Below are 18,205 nucleotides of genomic sequence, written 5' to 3'. Positions count from 1 at the left end.
GAGTGCGCAACCAAAAGATTCTCTCACACGCCGGGGGCGAACGCCGACACGGCGACAGCCGCTGCCTGCTTGGCCTCATCGCTGGTCGGACCCGGTTCGGGAACGAACACGACGCTGCGGTAATACGCCAGCTCGCGCAGCGATTCGCTGATGTCGGCGAGCGCGCGGTGGCCGCCATCCTTCGCCGGGGCGTGGATGTATGCGCGTGGGTACCAGCGCCTGGCCAGTTCCTTGATGCTCGACACATCGACGTTGCGGTAGTGCAGCCACCGATCGACGCGGGGCATGTACTTCGCGAGGAACATCCGGTCAGTCCCGATCGTGTTTCCGGCCAACGGCGCCTTGCCCTCGAGGGGAACAAAGCGCTGGATGTACTCGAGAACCTCGAATTCGGCCTCTGCGACGCTGACGCCGTTCGGGATCGCCTCGAGCAGTCCGGACTTCTCGTGCATGGCGGTGACGAAGTCATTCATGTTCGCCAGCGCAGAAGCGTCAGGTTTGATAACGATCTGGAAGCCGGGATCCAGCGGGCGCAACTCGAAATCGGTGACGATCACCGCGATCTCGACGAGTTCGTCGACGGCGAGGTCCAGTCCGGTCATCTCACAGTCGATCCACACCAGCCGGTCGTTCTCGCTCGAAGCCATGCCGCCCATCCTAGAGCGGGCGCTCCCGGCTACTGCGGCGGCTCCCGGTAATCTGGTTGATGCGCCTCCGTAGCTCAATGGATAGAGCATCGGCCTTCTAATCCGACGGTTACTGGTTCGAGTCCAGTCGGGGGCACGAGATGAGTGGCGGGAAGGCGCGGGGCACGATGGTCGAGATGGATGCCGACGCGTTCGAGCGCCTGGTCGTCGAAGAACTCGACCGACTTCCCGATGACATGGTCGACGGACTGGACAACGTCATCTTCGTCGTCGAAGACCGCGGCGAGGACGGTTCCCTGGACCTCCTCGGGCTCTACGACGGGTGGGCGCTGACCGAACGCGATCGATATGGCGTGGGTGAGCTTCCGGACCGGATCATCGTCTATCGCGAAGCGCACCTGGCAGCGTGCGACGATCTGGACGACCTTCGCGCCGAGATCCATACGACTCTCGTGCACGAGATCGCGCACTTCTACGGGATTGACGACGACCGGCTCCACGAGTTGGGATGGGCTTGATGAACAGCGCGACACTGCCTCGAGCCGATGAGGATGTCGACACGCTCCGCGCCGCTGAAACGCCGTGGCAGACAGTCGTGTGGAACGACCCGGTCAACCTGATGAGCTACGTCACCCATGTCTTTCGGAGCTACTTCGGGTTCAGCGCCGAGCGGGCCGAATCACTGATGCTCGCCGTGCATCATGAGGGCCATGCCGTAGTGGCCGAAGGTGCGCGCGAGCAGATGGAGCTCCACGTTCACGCGATGCATGACTACGGGCTCTCGGCGACGGTGCGGAGGGCTCCGGCATGACCCGCGAACTCGTGATGGCCATCACGCGGATCGAGGCTCTGCACCTCTCGCAGATGACGGAGCAGTTCCGGGACCTCCTCGACGCCACGACAGACGCATCAAGCGATGATGCCGTGGCACGCCTCGTTCCCGAGGGGTATCTCGACGATGACGCCGCAGCTCGCGAGTTCCGCCGCTTGACCGAGCGCGAGCTGCTGGACCGCCGTCACACGGATGCCGAGACTGTTCTCGGCATCCTGCGCCCGACGCTACCCGCCATGCCGATCGCATCCGACGACCCGGCGCTCACGGAGGAGGTCGTCGTGCACGCAAGCGCAGCTGATGTGAGCGCGTTGCTGCGCACGCTGTCGGCGATTCGGCTCGTACTCGCGACGAGGCTCGGGATTCAGGCCGATGACGACCACGATGCCTCTGATCCGCGTTTCGGGATCTACGACTGGCTCGGCTACCGCCTCGACAGCCTCATTAGCGCGATCGACGCAGATTCCGATCCCCGCGGCACCTGACGACACCAGGCACCGATCGGCTCACGGAACGACGAAGACCCGCGTTGCGTGTGCTGCCGGGTCGTCACGAGTGATGTGGCGATCCTCCTGGCGCGCCCACCGCTCCCAGTGTGGTCGGTACGTGTCCCCGTCGCGCTCCAGGGCCCGTTCTCGTCGGGAGTCCGCCGGCGATTCGACCCACACGCGAACGCTCGCGAGCGCAGCGGTCGTCGGGGTGAGGATGCCGGATCCTTCGATCACGAGCGGAAGATCCGGATCCACGCCATACGACTCCGCATACTCACCCGCGCTCCAGTCCCACCGTCGCCACCGGCCCTGCTGTCCGTTGGCATGCGGGATGAGGACGTGACGTGTGACGTCCTCGACGGCGGCATCCAGCCCGTCCCAACCCGGGTACGTCGAGTCCAGCGCGAGCAACTGAGGTGAGGCATCCAACGGCCACCGCTCCAGAAGAAGGCGCGTCAGGCTCGTCTTGCCGGCTCCGCTGCGCCCGTCGATCAGGATGACTGGCGCCGGGCCACCCAGCGCCAGGATGTCGTCGCGCAGGGCGTCGGTGGCCTCGGTCAGGACCTGACCGACGGGATCGTCACTTCTTGAGGGCGCGGATGACACGAATGAGGACGTGCCCGGCGACCCACACGAACGGGATGCCGACAGCAAGCAGAGAGATCAGATTGGGCTCGAAGCGCAGGTCATCACCGCGGCGAATGTACGCGCCGATCGGGATCGCCGTACCGCCGGCCCCACCGCCACCGTTGCCGCCCTCATCCGAGCCCCCGCCGAAACCGGAGGACGCGAGGGCGACGGGAATGATCTTGATGCCATCCACGTCCTGCTGTTCTCCGTAGATGCCGGAGACACCGAAGGATGCTGCCTGCTTGCCGAGTTCGAGCGCGATGTTGGGCATGGCCCCACGCTACCTTCCCCGGGCGTTCCAGGACAGGCCGGCCTGGCATGGATTCTCGTCAGCGTGGACCGTCGCGGGACAGGCGCGGGTTCGAGGGGAGAGTGCCGCCGCCGCGCTCGCTGATGAGGGTCGCACGGGTGATCGCCCCTCGACCGAATCTCGCTGCGGCAGTATCCAGCGCCGACTCGACGCGGCGCCACTCGCCGTCGTCGTCCCAGAGCGCTGGCGCCGACTCACTCAGGGTGCGGAGTTTCTCAGCGCGCACGCCCACGAGACGCACGGGCAGTCGCTGGTCGATGCCCTCGAACAGCTCGAGGGCGACATCCCCGATGCGCTGGCCGACGGAGCTCGGCTCCGGGAGGCTGCGCGAGCGGGACACGGTGCTGAAGTCGGCGAACCGAACCTTGATCGCGACAGCTCCGGCTTCCCATGATGCTGCGCGCAGGCGTGCCGCAACACGGTCTGCCAAACGCCGAAGCTCCGAACGCAAGACGACGGCGTCACTGATGTCGGTGTGGAAGGTTTCTTCGTGCCCGACGCTCTTCTCCACGCGGGTTGTCGTGACCGCTCGGGCATCTCGCCCCCGCGCGAGGTTCCACACCCGCTCCCCCATCGCAGGACCCAGGGCCCGCTCGAGGACGGCCTGCGGCGTCTCCAGCACGTCGGCAACCGTACGGATGCCACGCGACTCGAGCGCCTCGGCGGCCTTCGGTCCCACGCCCCACAGCGCGCGGACAGACCGTGGCGCGAGGAATGCCGCGGTGTCTGCTTCGGCGACGATCAGAAGGCCGTCGGGTTTGCTCAGGGTGGAGGCCATCTTCGCGACATGCTTCGTTGCGGCGGCACCCACGCTGCAGGTCAGGCCGGTCTCGTCGCGCACGCGGGCGCGAAGCATCCGTGCGATCGTTCCGGGAGACCCCCACAGGCGCCGCGCCCCACGCACATCGAGAAAGGCCTCGTCGATCGACAGCGGTTCGACCAGCGGTGTGATCTCGTGGAACACGCGCATGACCTCGCGCGAGAGCGCCACGTAGCGATCGAAGTGAGGCGGCACGACGATCGCCTGCGGGCACAAGCGCAACGCCTGCCCGACCGGCATGGCAGCTCGAACACCGAACGCGCGAGCCTCGTAGGAAGCACTGGACACGACCGACCGGCTCTCGGGTGCGCCGATGATGATCGGCTTTCCTGCAAGGGTCGGGTCATCGAGCACCTCGACAGCCGCGTAGAACGCATCCATGTCGACGTGCAGAATGTCGGCGCCGGTGTCGTCAGCATCGTCGGGCGACACGAGGCGATTCCTGCCGTCCCCTCGTCCCATGCATCCATTCTCGCCCGCCCCACCGACAGTGTTCTGTCGGCGTTCCCATAGGCGCTGGATGGTCACCGCGGACCCTTCCGGGATACCCTAGGGGGTATAAGAGTCCGACATCGAAGGAGCACGTCATGATCAGTTCAGCACGCCATGTCCTCCCCGTCGCAGTGGTCACAGCTGCGGCTCTGGGGATCTCGGGGTGCACGGTCGCGTCCGCACCGACCGCCGAGGCCGAGGCATCCGCTGCCCCGACCACCGCGAGCCCACTGGCGCCGACCGGGTCACCCATCCCCGCGGAGATCGTCACGAGCGACCTGGAGGCGCAGTTGCTGTACCTCATCGAAGAGGAGAAGCTCGCTCACGACGTGTACACCGTGCTCGGTGACCTGTGGGGCGGGAACGTCTTCGTCAACATCGCAGCGTCCGAGATCTCGCATCAGGATGCCGTGGCAACACTTCTCGTGGAGTACGACCTTGCCGATCCGCGCTCGGACGAGATCGGCGTGTTCACCGACCCCGACCTCCAGTCTCTCTACGACCAGCTCGTGGCCGATGGCAGCCAGTCCAGGGCCGCCGCCATCGATGTCGGAGTCCTCATCGAGCAAACCGACATCGCCGATCTGACGCGTGCCCTAGACGACGCTGCCGATGATGTCGCGGTTGTCCTGGAGCGCCTGCTTGCCGGCTCCCAGAATCACCTCGCCGCGTTCGAGCGGCAGGCTTGATGAAGTGCAGCCCCGCGCGGGGCTGCACCAGCTCGAGCCGACCGAGGGTCAGGACTGCGAAGCGCGCTCGAGAATCAACTCGCGCACGCGCGCGGCGTCAGCCTGGCCCTTCATCGCCTTCATGACAGCGCCGATGATCGCGCCGGCAGCCTGAACCTTGCCGTCGCGGATCTTCTCGAGCACATCGGGCTGGGACGCGAGCGCCTCATCGATCGCGGCGATCAGCGCCCCGTCATCCGAGACGACCGCGAGCCCTCGCGCGTCTACGACCTCCTGCGGAGTGCCCTCGCCGGCGATGACGCCCTCGAGGACCTGTCGGGCGAGCTTGTCGGTGAGTGTTCCCGCATCGACGAGCCGCTGGAGCGCCGCGACGTCGGCGGGCGAGACGAGGTCGCTCGCTTCGCGGTCCTGCGCGTTCGCGATTCGGGCAATCTCACCGGTCCACCACTTGCGTGCTGATGCCGGTGATGCGCCTGCAGCGATCGTCGCCTCGACCTCGGCGAGGATGCCGCCGTTGGCGACATCCTGGAATTCGAGGTCGGTGAATCCCCACTCCGCCTTCAGCCGGCGCCGACGCGCAGCCGGTGACTCGGGAAGCGCCGCTCGAAGCTCCTCGATCAGCTCGATCGACGGCTCAACGGGAAGCAGGTCGGGCTCGGGGAAGTAGCGGTAGTCGTCGGCATCCGACTTCGGGCGTCCGGGCGAGGTCGTGCCGGTGTCTTCGTGCCAGTGACGGGTCTCTTGCGTGATCGTGCCGCCGGCAGCGAGGATCGCGGCCTGGCGCTGGATCTCGTGACGAACCGCGCGCTCGACCGAGCGCATCGAGTTGACGTTCTTCGTCTCGGTGCGGGTTCCCAACGGAGCCGGCGGCTCGCCGGCCGCGACGCGCGGGCGCAGCGACACGTTCGCGTCACAGCGGAGGTTCCCACGCTCCAGACGCGCTTCCGAGATGCCGAGCGAGAGCACGATGTCGCGGATCGTCCGCACATAGGCCTTGGCGATCTCGGGCGCGCGGTGCTCGGCGCCGAAGATCGGCTTGGTGACGATCTCAATCAGCGGAACGCCCGCGCGGTTGTAGTCGACGAGCGAGTACTCGGCGCCCTGGATGCGGCCCGTGGAACCGCCCATGTGGGTGAGCTTTCCGGCATCCTCTTCCATGTGCGCGCGCTCGATGGGAACCTCGACGATGGTGCCGTCTTCGAGCTCGACCTCGACCTTGCCCTCGAACGCGATGGGCTCGTCGTACTGCGAGATCTGATAGTTCTTTCCGAGGTCGGGGTAGAAGTAGTTCTTGCGAGCGAACCGACTCGAGGGCGCGATCGAGCAACCGAGGGCAAGCCCCAGACTGATCGACGAGCGCACTGCTGTCTCGTTCACGACCGGCAACGCCCCTGGAAGCCCCATGTCGACCGGGGCGACAAGGGTGTTGGGCTCAGCGCTGTGGTTGGAGGCGTGGGCCGGGTTGCCGGCAGCCGAGAACATCTTGGTCTCGGTGTTCAGCTCGACATGCACCTCGAACCCGAGCACCGGCTCGAACAGCTCGAGAGCCTTGTCGTAATCCATGAGCTTCGCGGTAGCCATCAGGCACGCCCTCCCGTCGATGCGCTCAATACCGGGGCCCGGTCAAGCAGCGGACCACCCCACTCGTCCAGCAGCAGCGCCTCGAGCGCCGCACCCACGCGGTAGAGCCGCGCATCCTGTCGAGCCGGCGCGAGGAACTGGATGCCGACAGGCAGGCCATCGTCTGCCGACAGACCCGAGGGAAGAGAGATCCCGGGAACACCGGCGAGGTTTGCAGGGATCGTCGCGACGTCGTTGAGATACATCTGCAGCGGGTCGTCGATCTTCTCCCCCAGGCGGAACGCCGTGGTCGGGGCGGTGGGTGTGGCGATGACGTCGACCTGCGCGAACGCCTGGTCGAAGTCCTGCTGGATGAGGGTGCGAACCTTCTGGGCCGATCCGTAGTACGCGTCGTAGTAGCCGGCGCTCAGGGCGTATGTCCCGAGAATGATGCGGCGCTTGACCTCGTCGCCGAAGCCCGCTTCTCGCGTAGCTGCCATGACGTCTTCAACAGTTCCTCCCGGAACGTCGACGCGCAGTCCGAAGCGCACCGAGTCGAACTTCGCGAGGTTACTGGATGCCTCAGCGGGCAGGATCAGGTAGTAGGCGGCGACGCCGTACTCGAAGTGGGGCGCGCTGATCTCGACGATCTCGGCACCCTGCGCCTCCATACGTGCCAGAGCTGCACGGAAGGACTCCGAAACACCGCTCTGGAAACCGCTGTCGGGCAGTTCCCGGATGACGCCGACCCGCAGACCTTTCAGCACATCGCCGCGGGCACCCTCGCGTGCGGCATCCGCAAACGACGGCCAGTCCTCGGCGAGCGAGGTCGAATCGTGGGGGTCGTGACCGCCGATCACGTCGTGGAGCAGACCCGCGTCGAGCACCGTCCGGGTGACCGGTCCGACCTGATCGAGGCTGGAGGCCAGTGCGATCGCCCCGTACCGGCTCACAGCGCCGTACGTGGGCTTCACACCCACCGTGCCGGTCACGTGCGCCGGCTGACGAATCGAACCGCCGGTGTCGGACCCGAGAGCAAGTGGCGCCTCGAAAGCTGCGACTGCCGCGGCTGATCCACCGCCAGACCCGCCGGGGATTCGGTCGAGATCCCATGGATTGCGCGTGGGACCGTAGGCCGAGTGCTCGGTCGAGGAGCCCATCGCGAATTCGTCCATGTTGGTCTTGCCCAGCGGGACGAGACCGGCAGCACGCGAACGCGCGACGACCGTCGCATCGTAGGGCGACATGAACCCCTCGAGGATGCGGGATCCGCTCGTGGACGGCATGTCGGTCGTGACGAGCACATCCTTGATGGCGAGCGGGACTCCCGCCAACTCGGGGAGCTCTTCGCCTGCCGTGCGCCGGGCGTCGATATCGGCTGCCACCTCGAGCGCGTGGTCGCTGACGTGGAGGAAGGCGTGGATGTCGGCATCCACCGCGGCGATCCGGTCGAGATGCGCGCGCGTAGCCTCGACACTCGATATCTCGCCCGAGGCGAGCGACGACGCCAGCTCGGCAGCTGTCAGGCGGGTGAGGTCTGTCACTGTTCTTCTCCCAGGATCGCGGTCACACGGAAGCGGCCGTCTGCGGCATCCGGGGCGTTCTGCAGCACCTGCTCGGGCGTGAGCATGTCGCCCGGAACATCAGCGCGGAACACATTGTGTAGGGCGATCGGGTGACTGGTCGCAGGCACCTCGGGAGTGGCCACCTGCGACACCTTGGCGATGTTGTCGACGATCGCGTCGAGCTGGCCGGTGAGGCGCTGAACCTCGTCGTCGCTCAGGCGGATCCGGGCGAGCACACCAAGATGGCGCACGAGATCGGGGGTGATTTCAGACACCGCACCATTCTAGGTGGGGCACCTCGACCGCCTGTGCCCCGCAGACCCCTCCGGCTTCACGCCGCAGAGCGCTCAGTCCGACGCACGGTGAGTCGATGAGCCGGGAGCGCAGCCACGATCCCGCTCGCGATGAAGACGACCTGCAGCATCGCTCGCGGAAGGAGCGGCGTCGAAGGCGCGGCAGGGTTGTCTACCCCGGCGGCCGCGACGATGTTGTCAGTGCGGCGCTGACAGAGGCGGGCGGCGACATCTACCACCACGGCGTGACCTACGTGACGTGGGCGCTCGCCCATCCTGGCCACTACGCGGTGATGTGGACACCGCGACTGACCGATGAGGAGGATTCCTCACTCGCTGCAGCACGGATGGCGACATGGGGCATCCTCGAGCGGGCCGTTGCCGATGCCCGCACTGACGCGTCGGATGACGAGGAGGCGCACGATTCGGCGTACGCTGCGTTCGCTATCGTGCACGGACTCGCCGGAATCTGGCTCAGTGGCGCAACGCCGCCTCCTCCCGATCCGGATTCACGCGCTCGTGCGATCGTGCGCCATCTCGCCTTCGAGACACTCTGACCGCGAGCCGGACCTTCAGGGGCGGCGCGCTCTCCCCTAGGCTGAATGCCGTGATGCAGTACGACCCGCCTCGCCCCTGGATCGCCAGCTACGCGGAGGGGGTCCCCGAGGACCTCGATCCGGTCAGCGGGTCACTCGTCGACATCGTTGCGGCATCCGTCCGGGATTATCCCGATGCTCCCGCGCTGCAGTTCTTCGGACGTACGACGAGCTATCGGTCGCTCGACGAGCAGATCCAACGCGCTGCTGCCGCCTTGCACGCACACGGCGTCCGGGCAGGCGACCCGGTCGCGATCGTGCTGCCCAACTGCCCGCAGCACATCGTCGCGTTCTACGCGATCCTGCGCTTGGGAGCCGTTGTCGTCGAGCACAACCCTCTCTACACCCCGCGGGAACTGCGCAAGCAGTTCGAAGACCACGGCGCCAAGCACGCGATCGTGTGGAGCAAGGTCGTGCGCACCGTTCAGGAGTTCCCCCGCGATCTGCGTGTCGACACACTCATCTCGGTCGACATCACCAAGGCGATGCCCTGGACGATGCAGCTGGCACTCAAGCTCCCGATCGCCAAAGCACGCGAGGCGCGCACCGCCCTCACCGAGCGAGTCAGCGGTGCCGTCAGCTGGGATGACGTCGCGAGCCACGAGCCGCTGCCCGACACGCACCCGTCACCCTCCACCGACGATCTCGCCCTGATCCAGTACACGAGCGGAACGACGGGCAACCCCAAGGGCGCGTCGCTGACACATCGCAACCTGCTCTCGAACGCTGCCCAGGCGCGAGCGTGGGTTCCCACGATCCAGCGCGGCGAAGGATGCGTCGTCTACGCCGTCCTGCCGATGTTCCATGCGTACGGACTGACGCTGTGTCTCACGTTCGCGATGTCAATGGGCGCCCGCCTGGTACTTTTCCCGCGGTTCGATCCCGACATGGTGCTCGAGGTCACGAAGAAGCATCCGGCGACTTTCCTGCCCCTTGTGCCTCCCATTGCCGACCGGCTGCTGAAGGAGTCGAAGCGCACGGGGATTTCGCTCGCGGGTACGGGCGTCGCGATCTCGGGAGCAATGGCACTCCCGCACGAACTCGTCGTGCCGTTCGAGGCCGAGACCGGCGGATACCTCGTCGAAGGTTACGGCCTCAGCGAGTGCTCCCCCGTACTGATGGCGAACCCCGTCGCCGACAACCGCGTCCCCGGCACCGTCGGTTTGCCTCTTCCGGGCACCGAGTGTCGCGTCGTCGACCCAGATGATCCGACGACGGACGTCGCGCAGGGCGAGCGTGGCGAACTGATCGTGCGTGGCCCCCAGGTCTTCTCTGGCTACTACGGGCGACCGGAAGAGACCGAGGAGGTCTTCGTCGACGGTTGGTTCCGCACCGGCGATATCGTCACAATCGACAACGCCGGGTTCGTGCGGATCGTCGACCGCATCAAGGAGCTCATCATCACAGGAGGCTTCAACGTCGCCCCGACCGAGGTCGAGGGAGTGCTGCGGCAGCATCCTGCCGTTGCCGATGTCGCGGTCGTCGGGATGCCGTCGGAGCACTCCGGTGAAGAGGTTGTCGCCGCTATCGTGCTCGAGTCCAGCGTCGAGGACATCGACGAGACCGCTATTCGCGAGTTCGCGCGCAGCATCCTCACCCCCTACAAGGTGCCGCGCCGCATCTTCGTCGTCGATGAGCTACCAAAGTCACTGATCGGAAAGGTCCTGCGGCGGCAGGTGCGCGCGAAGCTTCTGGAGCTCTCGGGCGAGGAGTAGGCCTCGCGGCATCAGGCTCGCCACTGCCCAGGCCGTGGTTGGATCCATGCGGGAATCGAGTACTCCACCTCGTCCGGAAAGTGGCCGTTGACATCGTCGTAGGTGAGTTGGAGAAGAGGAACCGAGAACGCGTCGGGTCGCTCGTAGAACCGATTGGCGGCGAAGGCGATCTCGCCCGGGTTGGGAACCGCCTCGACGCGGACGCGATGTTGCCACGCCTGGAAGCTCAGAATCTCGCCCGGAATGAGATCGGATCCGTCCCGGACACGCGCCGAGAGATCGTTGAGAACCGCTGCCGCAGTCTCGGGCCCCACGCCAAGAATCGCGAGCTCGGGATGACCGATCCCGTACAGACCAACCGTGTACGCGAACGGCGCGCGCTCAACGTGCCCGGCCCCACCGACGTACTGGATGTACGTGCCGTACTTTCGAATGGTCTCAACGGTGTGGCGATCTTCTTGGTCGAGCCACGCCTGCGTTGCGCCGTCCAGTGCACTCATGATCTTGTCCTCCCTCAGTGATCTCGATCATGAGATTAGAACAAACGTACGACACTCAGATTGGCGCCAGATTACTCCCCCAGCGCGGCTGGACCCTGCTCCACGAGGATGCGGAACTGGGCTGCATCGATAATCCGCACACCGAGCTCCTCCGCCTTCGCAAGCTTCGAGCCGGCGCCCGGGCCAGCAGCCACGAAATCCGTCTTCTTGGACACGCTCGAGGCAGCCTTGCCGCCAGCTGCCATGATCGCCTCTTGTGCGCCCTCGCGCGTATATCCCTCCAGGGTTCCGGTAGCCACAACCGTGACGCCCTCGAGCACTCCGCCCGAGACGACAGCAGCGCCAGGACCAGGATGGCCGGGGGTCGACAGCTGCGCTCCTGCGGCCGCCCACCGCTCGACGATCTCAACGTGCCAGTCGACCTCGAACCAGTCGATGATCGCATCGGCGATGATCGGGCCGACGCCCTCGACCGCGGCGAGCTCCTCACGGGACGCCGCACGAATCGCATCAATCGACCCGAACCACTGCGCCAGCGCGCGGGCAGCGACCGGGCCAACGTGACGGATGCTCAACGCGACGAGGAAGCGCCACAACTCCTTCGTCTTGGCGCGTTCGAGATTGTCGAGCAGCTCATACGCCGCCGCCGACAGAATGAAGTCGGCATCCCCATCGAACGGCCCCTCAGGATCGAACACGGGATCGGGGCGCGACGCTGTCGGCGCACGACCTTCCAGCGGAGACCTGCGCTGACGACGGAACGGGCTGCGCGCATCCGGCTCACCGTCGGCATCGAGCCGAACAAGCCCCGTCTCGGCATCGCGCACCTCGACGTCGATTGGAAACAGGTCCTCGGCACGCAGATCGAACAGCCCCGCCTCGGTGACCAGCGGCGGCACCTCGGGCCGCAACGGATGCGTCAGGGCGGCAGCTGACACCTCACCGAGCCCCTCGATATCGAGAGCGCCGCGCGAACCAATGTGCTCGACCCGACCGCGAACCTGGGCCGGACACGATCGCGTGTTCGGGCACCGCAGATCGATGTCGCCCTCTTTGGCGGGGGCGAGCGGAGAGCCGCACTCGGGGCAGTGCGTCGGCATGATGAATGCGCGTTCGCTGCCGTCACGCAACTCGACGACCGGCCCGAGGACTTCGGGAATGACATCGCCGGCCTTGCGGATGACGATCGTGTCGCCGATGAGGACCCCCTTGGCCTTCACGACGTCCTGGTTGTGCAGCGTCGCCTGACGTACGACGCTGCCCGCGACACGCGCCGGTTCCATAACGGCGAACGGTGTCGCGCGGCCGGTTCGCCCGACCGAAACGACGATGTCGAGCAGCTTCGTGTTCACCTGCTCGGGCGGGTACTTGTACGCAATCGCCCACCGCGGCGCGCGGCTCGTCGCGCCCAGCTCGTCGTGCAAAGCCAACTCATCGACTTTCACGACGACACCGTCGATCTCGTGCTCGACATCGTGACGGTGTTCGCCGTAGTGGCGGATGTAATCGGCGGCGGCATCGACTGACTCTGCGACCGTGAAGTACCGACTCACCGGCAAACCCCACGACTCCAGCAGCCCATAGACCTCGCTCTGGGTCGCTACCGGAGGATTCGGCCAGGCGCCGATGCCATGGACGGTCAGCCGCAGCCGCGAGAGCCGTTCGTGCATCGCCTCGAGCTGGCGCTCGTTCTTGCCCTCGCGCTTCTGCCGGAGCGACCCGGATGCCGCGTTCCGCGGATTCGCGAACAGGCGATCTCCCATCGACTCCTGGTAGGCGTTGAGCGACTCGAAGTCAGCCACGGTGAAGAACACCTCACCACGCACCTCGACAAGCTCAGGATGTCCCGTCCCGGCAAGCGCGGTCGGGATACCGGCCACGTCCCGGACGTTCTCGGTCACGTCCTCTCCGACGCGTCCGTCGCCCCGCGTGGCAGCAGACACGAGCCGCCCGTGCTCGTAGCGCAACGACAGGGCGAGACCGTCGATCTTGAGCTCACACAGGTAACGAACTGAGCCGCCGACGTCACGCTGCACGCGTGCAGCCCAGGCCCGGAATTCCTCGTCGCTGAAGACATTGTCGAGGCTCAGCATCCGCTCGGCGTGCTCGACCGGCGAGAACAGCGTGCCGGACGCTGCACCGACCAACAGCGTCGGCGAATCCTGCCCCTGAACTTCGGGATGCAGTCGCTCGAGAGCCTCCAGCCGCTGCATCCACGTGTCGTACGTGGCGTCGTCGACGATGACCTCGTCGCGCCCGTAGTACGCCTCGCGGGCATCGACAATGAGGTCGGTAAGGCGCGAGGCCTCCGCCCGAGCATCGTCGAGACTGAGCCGCGCGAGCTCCGCATCCGGAGTCGTCACAGATGCAGGGGAAACGTCGTTCGTGGCCACGAGTGCAGTTTAGGCACCACCCACGACACGGCAGGCCGACACAGGATGCCGCTGCTCACGCCTCGATGGGAACAGCCGACCTCGTGCGATCGATCGTGAACTGGCCGATGACGCGCGTGCCGTCGTAGAGCACCGCTGTCTGCCCGGTAGCGACCCCGTCGAGGGGCTCATCGGGCGTGACCACGACCTCGCCGTCGAGGATCTCTGCACGCGCGGGAACCGGATCGGCGTGGGCGCGGATCTGTACGTCGCACGCGAAGGATGCCGCATCGGGCGCCCGCCCCGCCCAGGTCACCCGTGATCCGGCGATCTCGGCGGTCGCGAGAGCCTCCTTCGGCCCGACGACCACCGTGTTGGTCACGGGTCGGATCTCGAGAACAAACCGCGGCTTGCCATCAGGAGCCGGAGTGCCGAGTGCGAGCCCGCGGCGCTGACCGACCGTGTAGGCGTGGGCACCATCGTGAGTGCCCACCTGGGCGCCGGAACGATCGACGATAGGCCCTTCAGCGACCCCGACGCGCTCAGCCAGCCACCCTTTCGTGTCGCCGTCGGGAATGAAGCAGATGTCGTGGCTGTCGGGCTTGTGCGCAACGGTCAGGCCCCGCTCCTCCGCCTCGGCGCGCACGACAGCCTTCGACGGGGTCGAACCGAGCGGGAACAGGCAGTGCGCAAGCTGGTCAGCGTCGAGCACGCCGAGCACATACGACTGGTCTTTCGCCGCATCCGACGCCCGGTGCAACTCGCGGCCCTCCGGCGTCTCGACGAGGGTCGCGTAATGGCCGGTGCAGACGGCATCGAAGCCGAGCTCGATCGCGCGCTCCAACAGCGCTGCGAACTTGATCTTCTCGTTGCAGCGCATGCACGGGTTCGGCGTGCGCCCGGCCCGGTACTCGGCGATGAAATCGTCGATCACCTCGTCGCGGAACCGCTCCGAGAAGTCCCACACGTAGAACGGGATGCCCAGGCGATCGGCCGCGCGGCGAGCATCCATCGCGTCCTCGATCGTGCAACAGCCGCGGCTGCCCGTTCGCAGCGTCCCTCCGGCGCGCGAGAGCGCGAGATGCACCCCGACGACCTCGTGGCCGGCATCCACAGCGCGCGCCGCGGCGACGGCGGAGTCGACTCCGCCACTCATGGCCGCAAGAACACGCATGGTCCCAGTCTACGAGCGGCCATCTGTATGGGACCCGGATGCCGCCCGCGCCCGCTCGACCGCATCAGGAAGCACCCGCAGAACCGCGTCGATGTCGGCATCCGTCGTCGAGCGCCCCAGGGTGAACCGCAGCACCTCGCGCGCCTCCCGATCGCTTCTGCCCATGGCCGTCACGACGTGGGACGGCTCGGGAACACCGGCCTGACACGCCGACCCCGTCGACACCGAGACCCCGGCCATGTCGAGCAGGAAGAGAAGCGACTCCCCCGACGCCCCAGGAAAGAGGATGTGCGCGTTCCCCGATAGGCGATCGACCGGATCACCGAGCAGTTCGGCCGCGGGGATCGTGGCGAGCACGCCAGCGATCAGCCGATCGCGCATCCCCGACAAGCGCGCCGACTCTTCGGCAAGCTCCCTGACCGCGAGCTCGGCAGCTACCGCGAAGGCCGCCGCTCCAGCGATGTCCTGGGTCCCCGAGCGCAGTCCGCGCTGTTGACCACCGCCGTGCAGCAGCGGGTCCAGTCGGGCAGAGCGGGCGACCACGAGAGCGCCCACCCCGATCGGTCCGCCGACCTTGTGCGCTGACAGGCTCATGGCGAGGAGTCCGGCTCCGGGCCGAGCATCTCCGCGCAGGCCCGCGAACGACACCGGCATGTGGCCGAACGCCGCAACGGCGTCCAGATGGAGCGGCACGCGCTCCGAGGCTGCCGCCCGGGCAAGATCGGCGACGGGGTTGACCGTCCCCACCTCGTTGTTGGCGACAAGCGCCGTTGCCAGAGCGGCCCCAGGGAGAGCCGCCGCGAACTCGGCAGCGTCGATGGCTCCCCGGGTTGTGAGTGGCACACTCCGGATGCCGGCACCATCGCGCCTCGCGATCCAGTCCACGGGGTCGATGGAGGCGTGATGCTCACCGTCAGGCAGGACGATGTCGGAGGTGCCGGCGCGACGGGTCTGCCAGAGCCCCTTCAGGGCGAGGTTCACGGCTTCGGTCCCACCGGAGGTGATCACGATCTCGATCGGGTCGCAACCCACCGCCGCAGCGAGCCGTTCACGAGCATCCTCCAGGACTCGCCGCGCACTCTGGCCATTCGCGTGGATCGACGATGCATTGCCGACGACCGACGCCGCTTGCAGCCAGGCCTCGCGCGCCTCAGGACGCAGCGGCGTCGAGGCCGCATGGTCGAGGTAGATGCTCACGCACTCCACTGTGCCACTGCCCCGGGGTCGTGGGCCGCCGACGCCTGCGGCAGACCCGTCTGCGGCAGGCACCGCGTCGTTATGCTCTACGCATGCCGATCCCCGAGTCAGCTGTACTTTCGCGCGCCGACACGACCGACGCCGGTCTCCTGTCACCGCGGTTCGACGACCTCGGTGTCCGGCTGCATGACGGTGGCGGCACGCTGCGGGTCTGGTCAGCGCACGCATCCTCGATCGACCTCCTGATCTTCGACAACGACGACCTGGACTGGGTCGTCGAGACTGTTCCGCTGGCGCGCACCGACGGTGACATCTGGTCGGCGTATGCGGCGGGGCTGCGCCCGGGAACCCATTACGCGATCCAGGTGGATGGACCGCAGGGCCCCGGGAACACGTTCAATCCCTCCACGCTGCTCATCGACCCCTACGCACGGGGCCTCGCATCCAATGGCTTCCGCGGATGGCGATCAGTGGTCGTCGCCGGCGATTTCGACTGGTGCGGCGCGCGCAAACCCCTCGTGCCTCTGGACCGGACGGTCATCTACGAGGGTCACGTCAAAGGAATGACCAAGCGCCACCCCGAGGTTCCCCCCGCCCTGCACGGCACCTACGCGGGACTTGCGCACCCGGCGATGATCGAGCACTTCACCGCGCTCGGGGTTACCAGCATTGAGTTGCTTCCGGTCCACCAGTTCGCGAGCGAGCCCCGCCTGCTCGAGCTGGGCCTCACGAACTACTGGGGCTACAACACCGTCGGCTTTTTCGCTCCCCATGCCGCCTATGCGACCGAAGAGAACCGGCGCCAGGGTCCGGAAGCGGTGCTGCGGGAGTTCAAGGGCATGGTCAAGCTCCTGCACGAGGCCGGCCTGGAAGTCATCCTCGACGTCGTCTACAACCACACATCCGAGGCCGAGCTCGGTGGCCCGCGCTCGAGCTTCCGGGGCATCGACAACCGGGGCTACTACCGTCAGCACGCCGACGGCGCCTACATCGACGTCACAGGCTGCGGAAACAGCGTCGATACCGCGACGGATGCCGCCTCCCGCCTGGTCCTCGACTCGCTGCGGTATTGGGCCAACGACGTGCAGGTCGACGGTTTCCGCTTTGATCTCGCCACGACGCTCGGGCGTGACCGCGAGCACACCTTCACCCCCGAGCATCCCTTGCTTCGAGCGATCATCGACGATCCCGCGCTTGCGGATGTCAAGAAGATCGCCGAGCCGTGGGACGTCGGGATGGGTGGCTGGCAGACAGGCAACTTCGGTCCGGGCTGGATGGAATGGAACGACCGCTACCGTGACAGCGTGCGCAATTTCTGGCTCAGCGATGTCGACTACGGTCGTCGCGCCGCGAGCGCGCCCGTGGGGGTCGGCGGGTTCGCGACACGGCTCGCTGGGTCGTCGAACACCTTCAGCGCCGAACGCGGTCCGCTTGCGAGCGTCAACTTCGTGACAGCACACGACGGCTTCACGCTCCACGACCTGGTGTCGTACGACGTCAAACACAACACCGCAAACGGCGAACACAATCGTGATGGCGCCGACACGAACCGGTCGTTCAACCATGGGGCCGAGGGCGAGACTGACGACCCGCTCATCCTGGCTACGCGGCGCCGGGCTATGCGCAATCTGATGGGCACGCTCCTGCTCTCCGCGGGAGTCCCGATGATCACTGCAGGTGACGAGTTCGGACGCACGCAGCATGGCAACAACAACGCCTACTGCCACGACGGGCCGCTGACCTGGTTGCCGTGGGAGCACGCGCCCTGGCAGGCGAACCTTTTCGCCCACGTCCAGCGCCTCCTGACCCTGCGCGCGCAGAACCCCGCGCTGCGTCCGAGCAGATTCGCGCGCGACGACCAGGAGACGCCGTCAGCGTCAGTCATGGACTGGTACGACGAACACGGCGAGATGATGTCGGGCGCGCGGTGGGCCGATCCGACGCACCGCACGCTGCAGTACCTCGCGACTTCGACTCCCGAACTCGAGGCACCCAACCGGATTCTTCTCGTGGTGCACGGCACCGAGCGTCCGGTTACCGTGCTTCTGCCACGGGTCGAGGGGGTCGCGCGATATCGAGCGGTCTGGTCGAGCGAGGACGAGCATCCGTCGGACGACATCACCGCCCACGAGCCCGCGTCATCCGTCGAGCTCGGTCCGACATCGATGCGCCTGTTCGTAGCCGACCCGGCCTGAGCCTCTTCCAGGGGCGCATTGTTGCGGACGGCGCGCCCCCTGTCCACACCTGTTCCCGCTGGCGGTGCGCGGGGTAGGTTCGAAACGTGGCAACCAGCAGACGCTCCCCCGTTCCTCGGCCGTGGCG

18 protein-coding genes and 1 tRNA gene are annotated in these 18,205 nt (G+C 66.8%); 8 read left to right on the top strand and 11 right to left on the bottom strand.

From position 1 onward, the window contains the following. Window positions 1-23: 23 nt before the first annotated feature. Window positions 24-647, bottom strand: coding sequence for an oligoribonuclease (gene orn / locus B4F19_RS10085; RefSeq protein ID WP_228178186.1), 624 nt, complete (start codon window positions 645-647; stop codon window positions 24-26). Between the two features lie 63 nt (window positions 648-710). Between orn and B4F19_RS10080 the strand changes: the two genes are divergently transcribed. The 4 genes from B4F19_RS10080 (at window position 711) to B4F19_RS10065 (ending at window position 1,964) form a co-directional block, all read left to right on the top strand. Continuing rightward, window positions 711-783: transfer RNA gene (locus tag B4F19_RS10080), tRNA-Arg, on the top strand. A gap of 31 nt (window positions 784-814) precedes the next feature. Beyond that, window positions 815-1,165 (top strand): metallopeptidase family protein, encoded by a 351-nt coding sequence (locus B4F19_RS10075; protein WP_228178239.1) that lies wholly within the window; start codon window positions 815-817, stop codon window positions 1,163-1,165. Continuing rightward, window positions 1,165-1,458 (top strand): ATP-dependent Clp protease adapter ClpS, encoded by a 294-nt coding sequence (gene clpS, locus B4F19_RS10070; RefSeq protein WP_374198018.1) that lies wholly within the window; start codon window positions 1,165-1,167, stop codon window positions 1,456-1,458. The genes B4F19_RS10075 and clpS overlap by 1 nt, the downstream gene beginning before the upstream one ends. Then, window positions 1,455-1,964, top strand: a complete 510-nt coding sequence (locus tag B4F19_RS10065; protein WP_228178184.1) for a DUF2017 family protein — start codon at window positions 1,455-1,457, stop codon at window positions 1,962-1,964. The genes clpS and B4F19_RS10065 overlap by 4 nt, the downstream gene beginning before the upstream one ends. Before the next feature lie 21 nt (window positions 1,965-1,985). Here the strand turns inward: B4F19_RS10065 and B4F19_RS10060 are convergent, their stop codons facing one another. The 3 genes from B4F19_RS10060 to B4F19_RS10050 are packed head-to-tail and all read right to left on the bottom strand — an operon-like array spanning window position 1,986 to window position 4,192. Beyond that, window positions 1,986-2,576 carry a hypothetical protein gene (locus tag B4F19_RS10060; RefSeq protein WP_292734575.1) on the bottom strand — a complete coding sequence of 197 codons (591 nt, stop codon included), beginning with the start codon at window positions 2,574-2,576 and terminating at the stop codon, window positions 1,986-1,988. Next, the gene (locus B4F19_RS10055) at window positions 2,551-2,871 is read right to left on the bottom strand and encodes a hypothetical protein (RefSeq protein WP_195691589.1); all 321 of its coding nucleotides are present in this window, start codon (window positions 2,869-2,871) and stop codon (window positions 2,551-2,553) included. Before B4F19_RS10055 ends, B4F19_RS10060 begins: the two co-directional genes overlap by 26 nt. 58 nt (window positions 2,872-2,929) lie before the next feature. Beyond that, complete coding sequence (locus tag B4F19_RS10050) at window positions 2,930-4,192, bottom strand: DNA polymerase IV (RefSeq protein WP_292734572.1); 1,263 nt, start codon at window positions 4,190-4,192, stop codon at window positions 2,930-2,932. Window positions 4,193-4,317: 125 nt separating this feature from the next. Here B4F19_RS10050 and B4F19_RS10045 point away from each other — a divergent pair, with 125 nt between their 5' ends. After that, the gene (locus tag B4F19_RS10045) at window positions 4,318-4,911 is read left to right on the top strand and encodes a DUF2202 domain-containing protein (protein ID WP_292734569.1); all 594 of its coding nucleotides are present in this window, start codon (window positions 4,318-4,320) and stop codon (window positions 4,909-4,911) included. A gap of 48 nt (window positions 4,912-4,959) precedes the next feature. Here B4F19_RS10045 and gatB read toward each other — a convergent pair whose 3' ends face one another. From gatB to gatC, 3 genes are read right to left on the bottom strand one after another with little or no spacing between them, the layout of a single operon-like run. Further along, window positions 4,960-6,492: an Asp-tRNA(Asn)/Glu-tRNA(Gln) amidotransferase subunit GatB gene (gene gatB, locus B4F19_RS10040; RefSeq protein WP_228178180.1), complete on the bottom strand. Its 1,533-nt coding sequence runs from the start codon at window positions 6,490-6,492 to the stop codon at window positions 4,960-4,962. Beyond that, window positions 6,492-8,015, bottom strand: a complete 1,524-nt coding sequence (gatA, locus tag B4F19_RS10035) for an Asp-tRNA(Asn)/Glu-tRNA(Gln) amidotransferase subunit GatA (protein WP_292727735.1) — start codon at window positions 8,013-8,015, stop codon at window positions 6,492-6,494. The genes gatB and gatA overlap by 1 nt, the downstream gene beginning before the upstream one ends. Further along, entirely contained in the window at window positions 8,012-8,311 is a 300-nt protein-coding gene (gene gatC, locus B4F19_RS10030; protein ID WP_228178178.1) for an Asp-tRNA(Asn)/Glu-tRNA(Gln) amidotransferase subunit GatC, read from the bottom strand. Before gatC ends, gatA begins: the two co-directional genes overlap by 4 nt. A gap of 95 nt (window positions 8,312-8,406) precedes the next feature. Between gatC and B4F19_RS10025 the strand changes: the two genes are divergently transcribed. Both B4F19_RS10025 and B4F19_RS10020 read left to right on the top strand, forming a co-directional pair. Then, on the top strand, window positions 8,407-8,886 hold the full coding sequence (locus B4F19_RS10025; protein WP_228178177.1) for a TetR-like C-terminal domain-containing protein: 480 nt from the start codon (window positions 8,407-8,409) through the stop codon (window positions 8,884-8,886). A gap of 53 nt (window positions 8,887-8,939) precedes the next feature. Next, entirely contained in the window at window positions 8,940-10,640 is a 1,701-nt protein-coding gene (locus tag B4F19_RS10020) for a long-chain-fatty-acid--CoA ligase (protein ID WP_292734612.1), read from the top strand. 11 nt (window positions 10,641-10,651) lie between these two features. Here B4F19_RS10020 and B4F19_RS10015 read toward each other — a convergent pair whose 3' ends face one another. The 4 genes from B4F19_RS10015 to B4F19_RS10000 all read right to left on the bottom strand — a co-directional run bounded on the left by B4F19_RS10015 (window position 10,652) and on the right by B4F19_RS10000 (window position 15,883). Beyond that, on the bottom strand, window positions 10,652-11,140 hold the full coding sequence (locus tag B4F19_RS10015; RefSeq protein ID WP_292734565.1) for a DUF4262 domain-containing protein: 489 nt from the start codon (window positions 11,138-11,140) through the stop codon (window positions 10,652-10,654). Between the two features lie 71 nt (window positions 11,141-11,211). Next, on the bottom strand, window positions 11,212-13,503 hold the full coding sequence (gene ligA / locus B4F19_RS10010; protein WP_292734609.1) for an NAD-dependent DNA ligase LigA: 2,292 nt from the start codon (window positions 13,501-13,503) through the stop codon (window positions 11,212-11,214). 85 nt (window positions 13,504-13,588) lie between these two features. Beyond that, on the bottom strand, window positions 13,589-14,686 hold the full coding sequence (gene mnmA, locus B4F19_RS10005; protein WP_292734562.1) for a tRNA 2-thiouridine(34) synthase MnmA: 1,098 nt from the start codon (window positions 14,684-14,686) through the stop codon (window positions 13,589-13,591). A 9-nt stretch (window positions 14,687-14,695) separates the two neighbouring features. Next, window positions 14,696-15,883: a cysteine desulfurase family protein gene (locus B4F19_RS10000; RefSeq protein WP_292734559.1), complete on the bottom strand. Its 1,188-nt coding sequence runs from the start codon at window positions 15,881-15,883 to the stop codon at window positions 14,696-14,698. Between the two features lie 92 nt (window positions 15,884-15,975). Here B4F19_RS10000 and glgX point away from each other — a divergent pair, with 92 nt between their 5' ends. Then, on the top strand, window positions 15,976-18,078 hold the full coding sequence (gene glgX, locus B4F19_RS09995; RefSeq protein ID WP_292734556.1) for a glycogen debranching protein GlgX: 2,103 nt from the start codon (window positions 15,976-15,978) through the stop codon (window positions 18,076-18,078). The last annotated feature ends 127 nt before the right edge of the window (window positions 18,079-18,205 follow it).

The organism is Microbacterium sp. UBA1097, assembly GCF_002313585.1.
Taxonomy (GTDB): Bacteria; Actinomycetota; Actinomycetes; order Actinomycetales; family Microbacteriaceae; genus Microbacterium.
The sequence above is the reverse complement of the archived record's forward strand: the minus strand, read 5'-3'. Positions and strand labels throughout refer to the sequence as shown.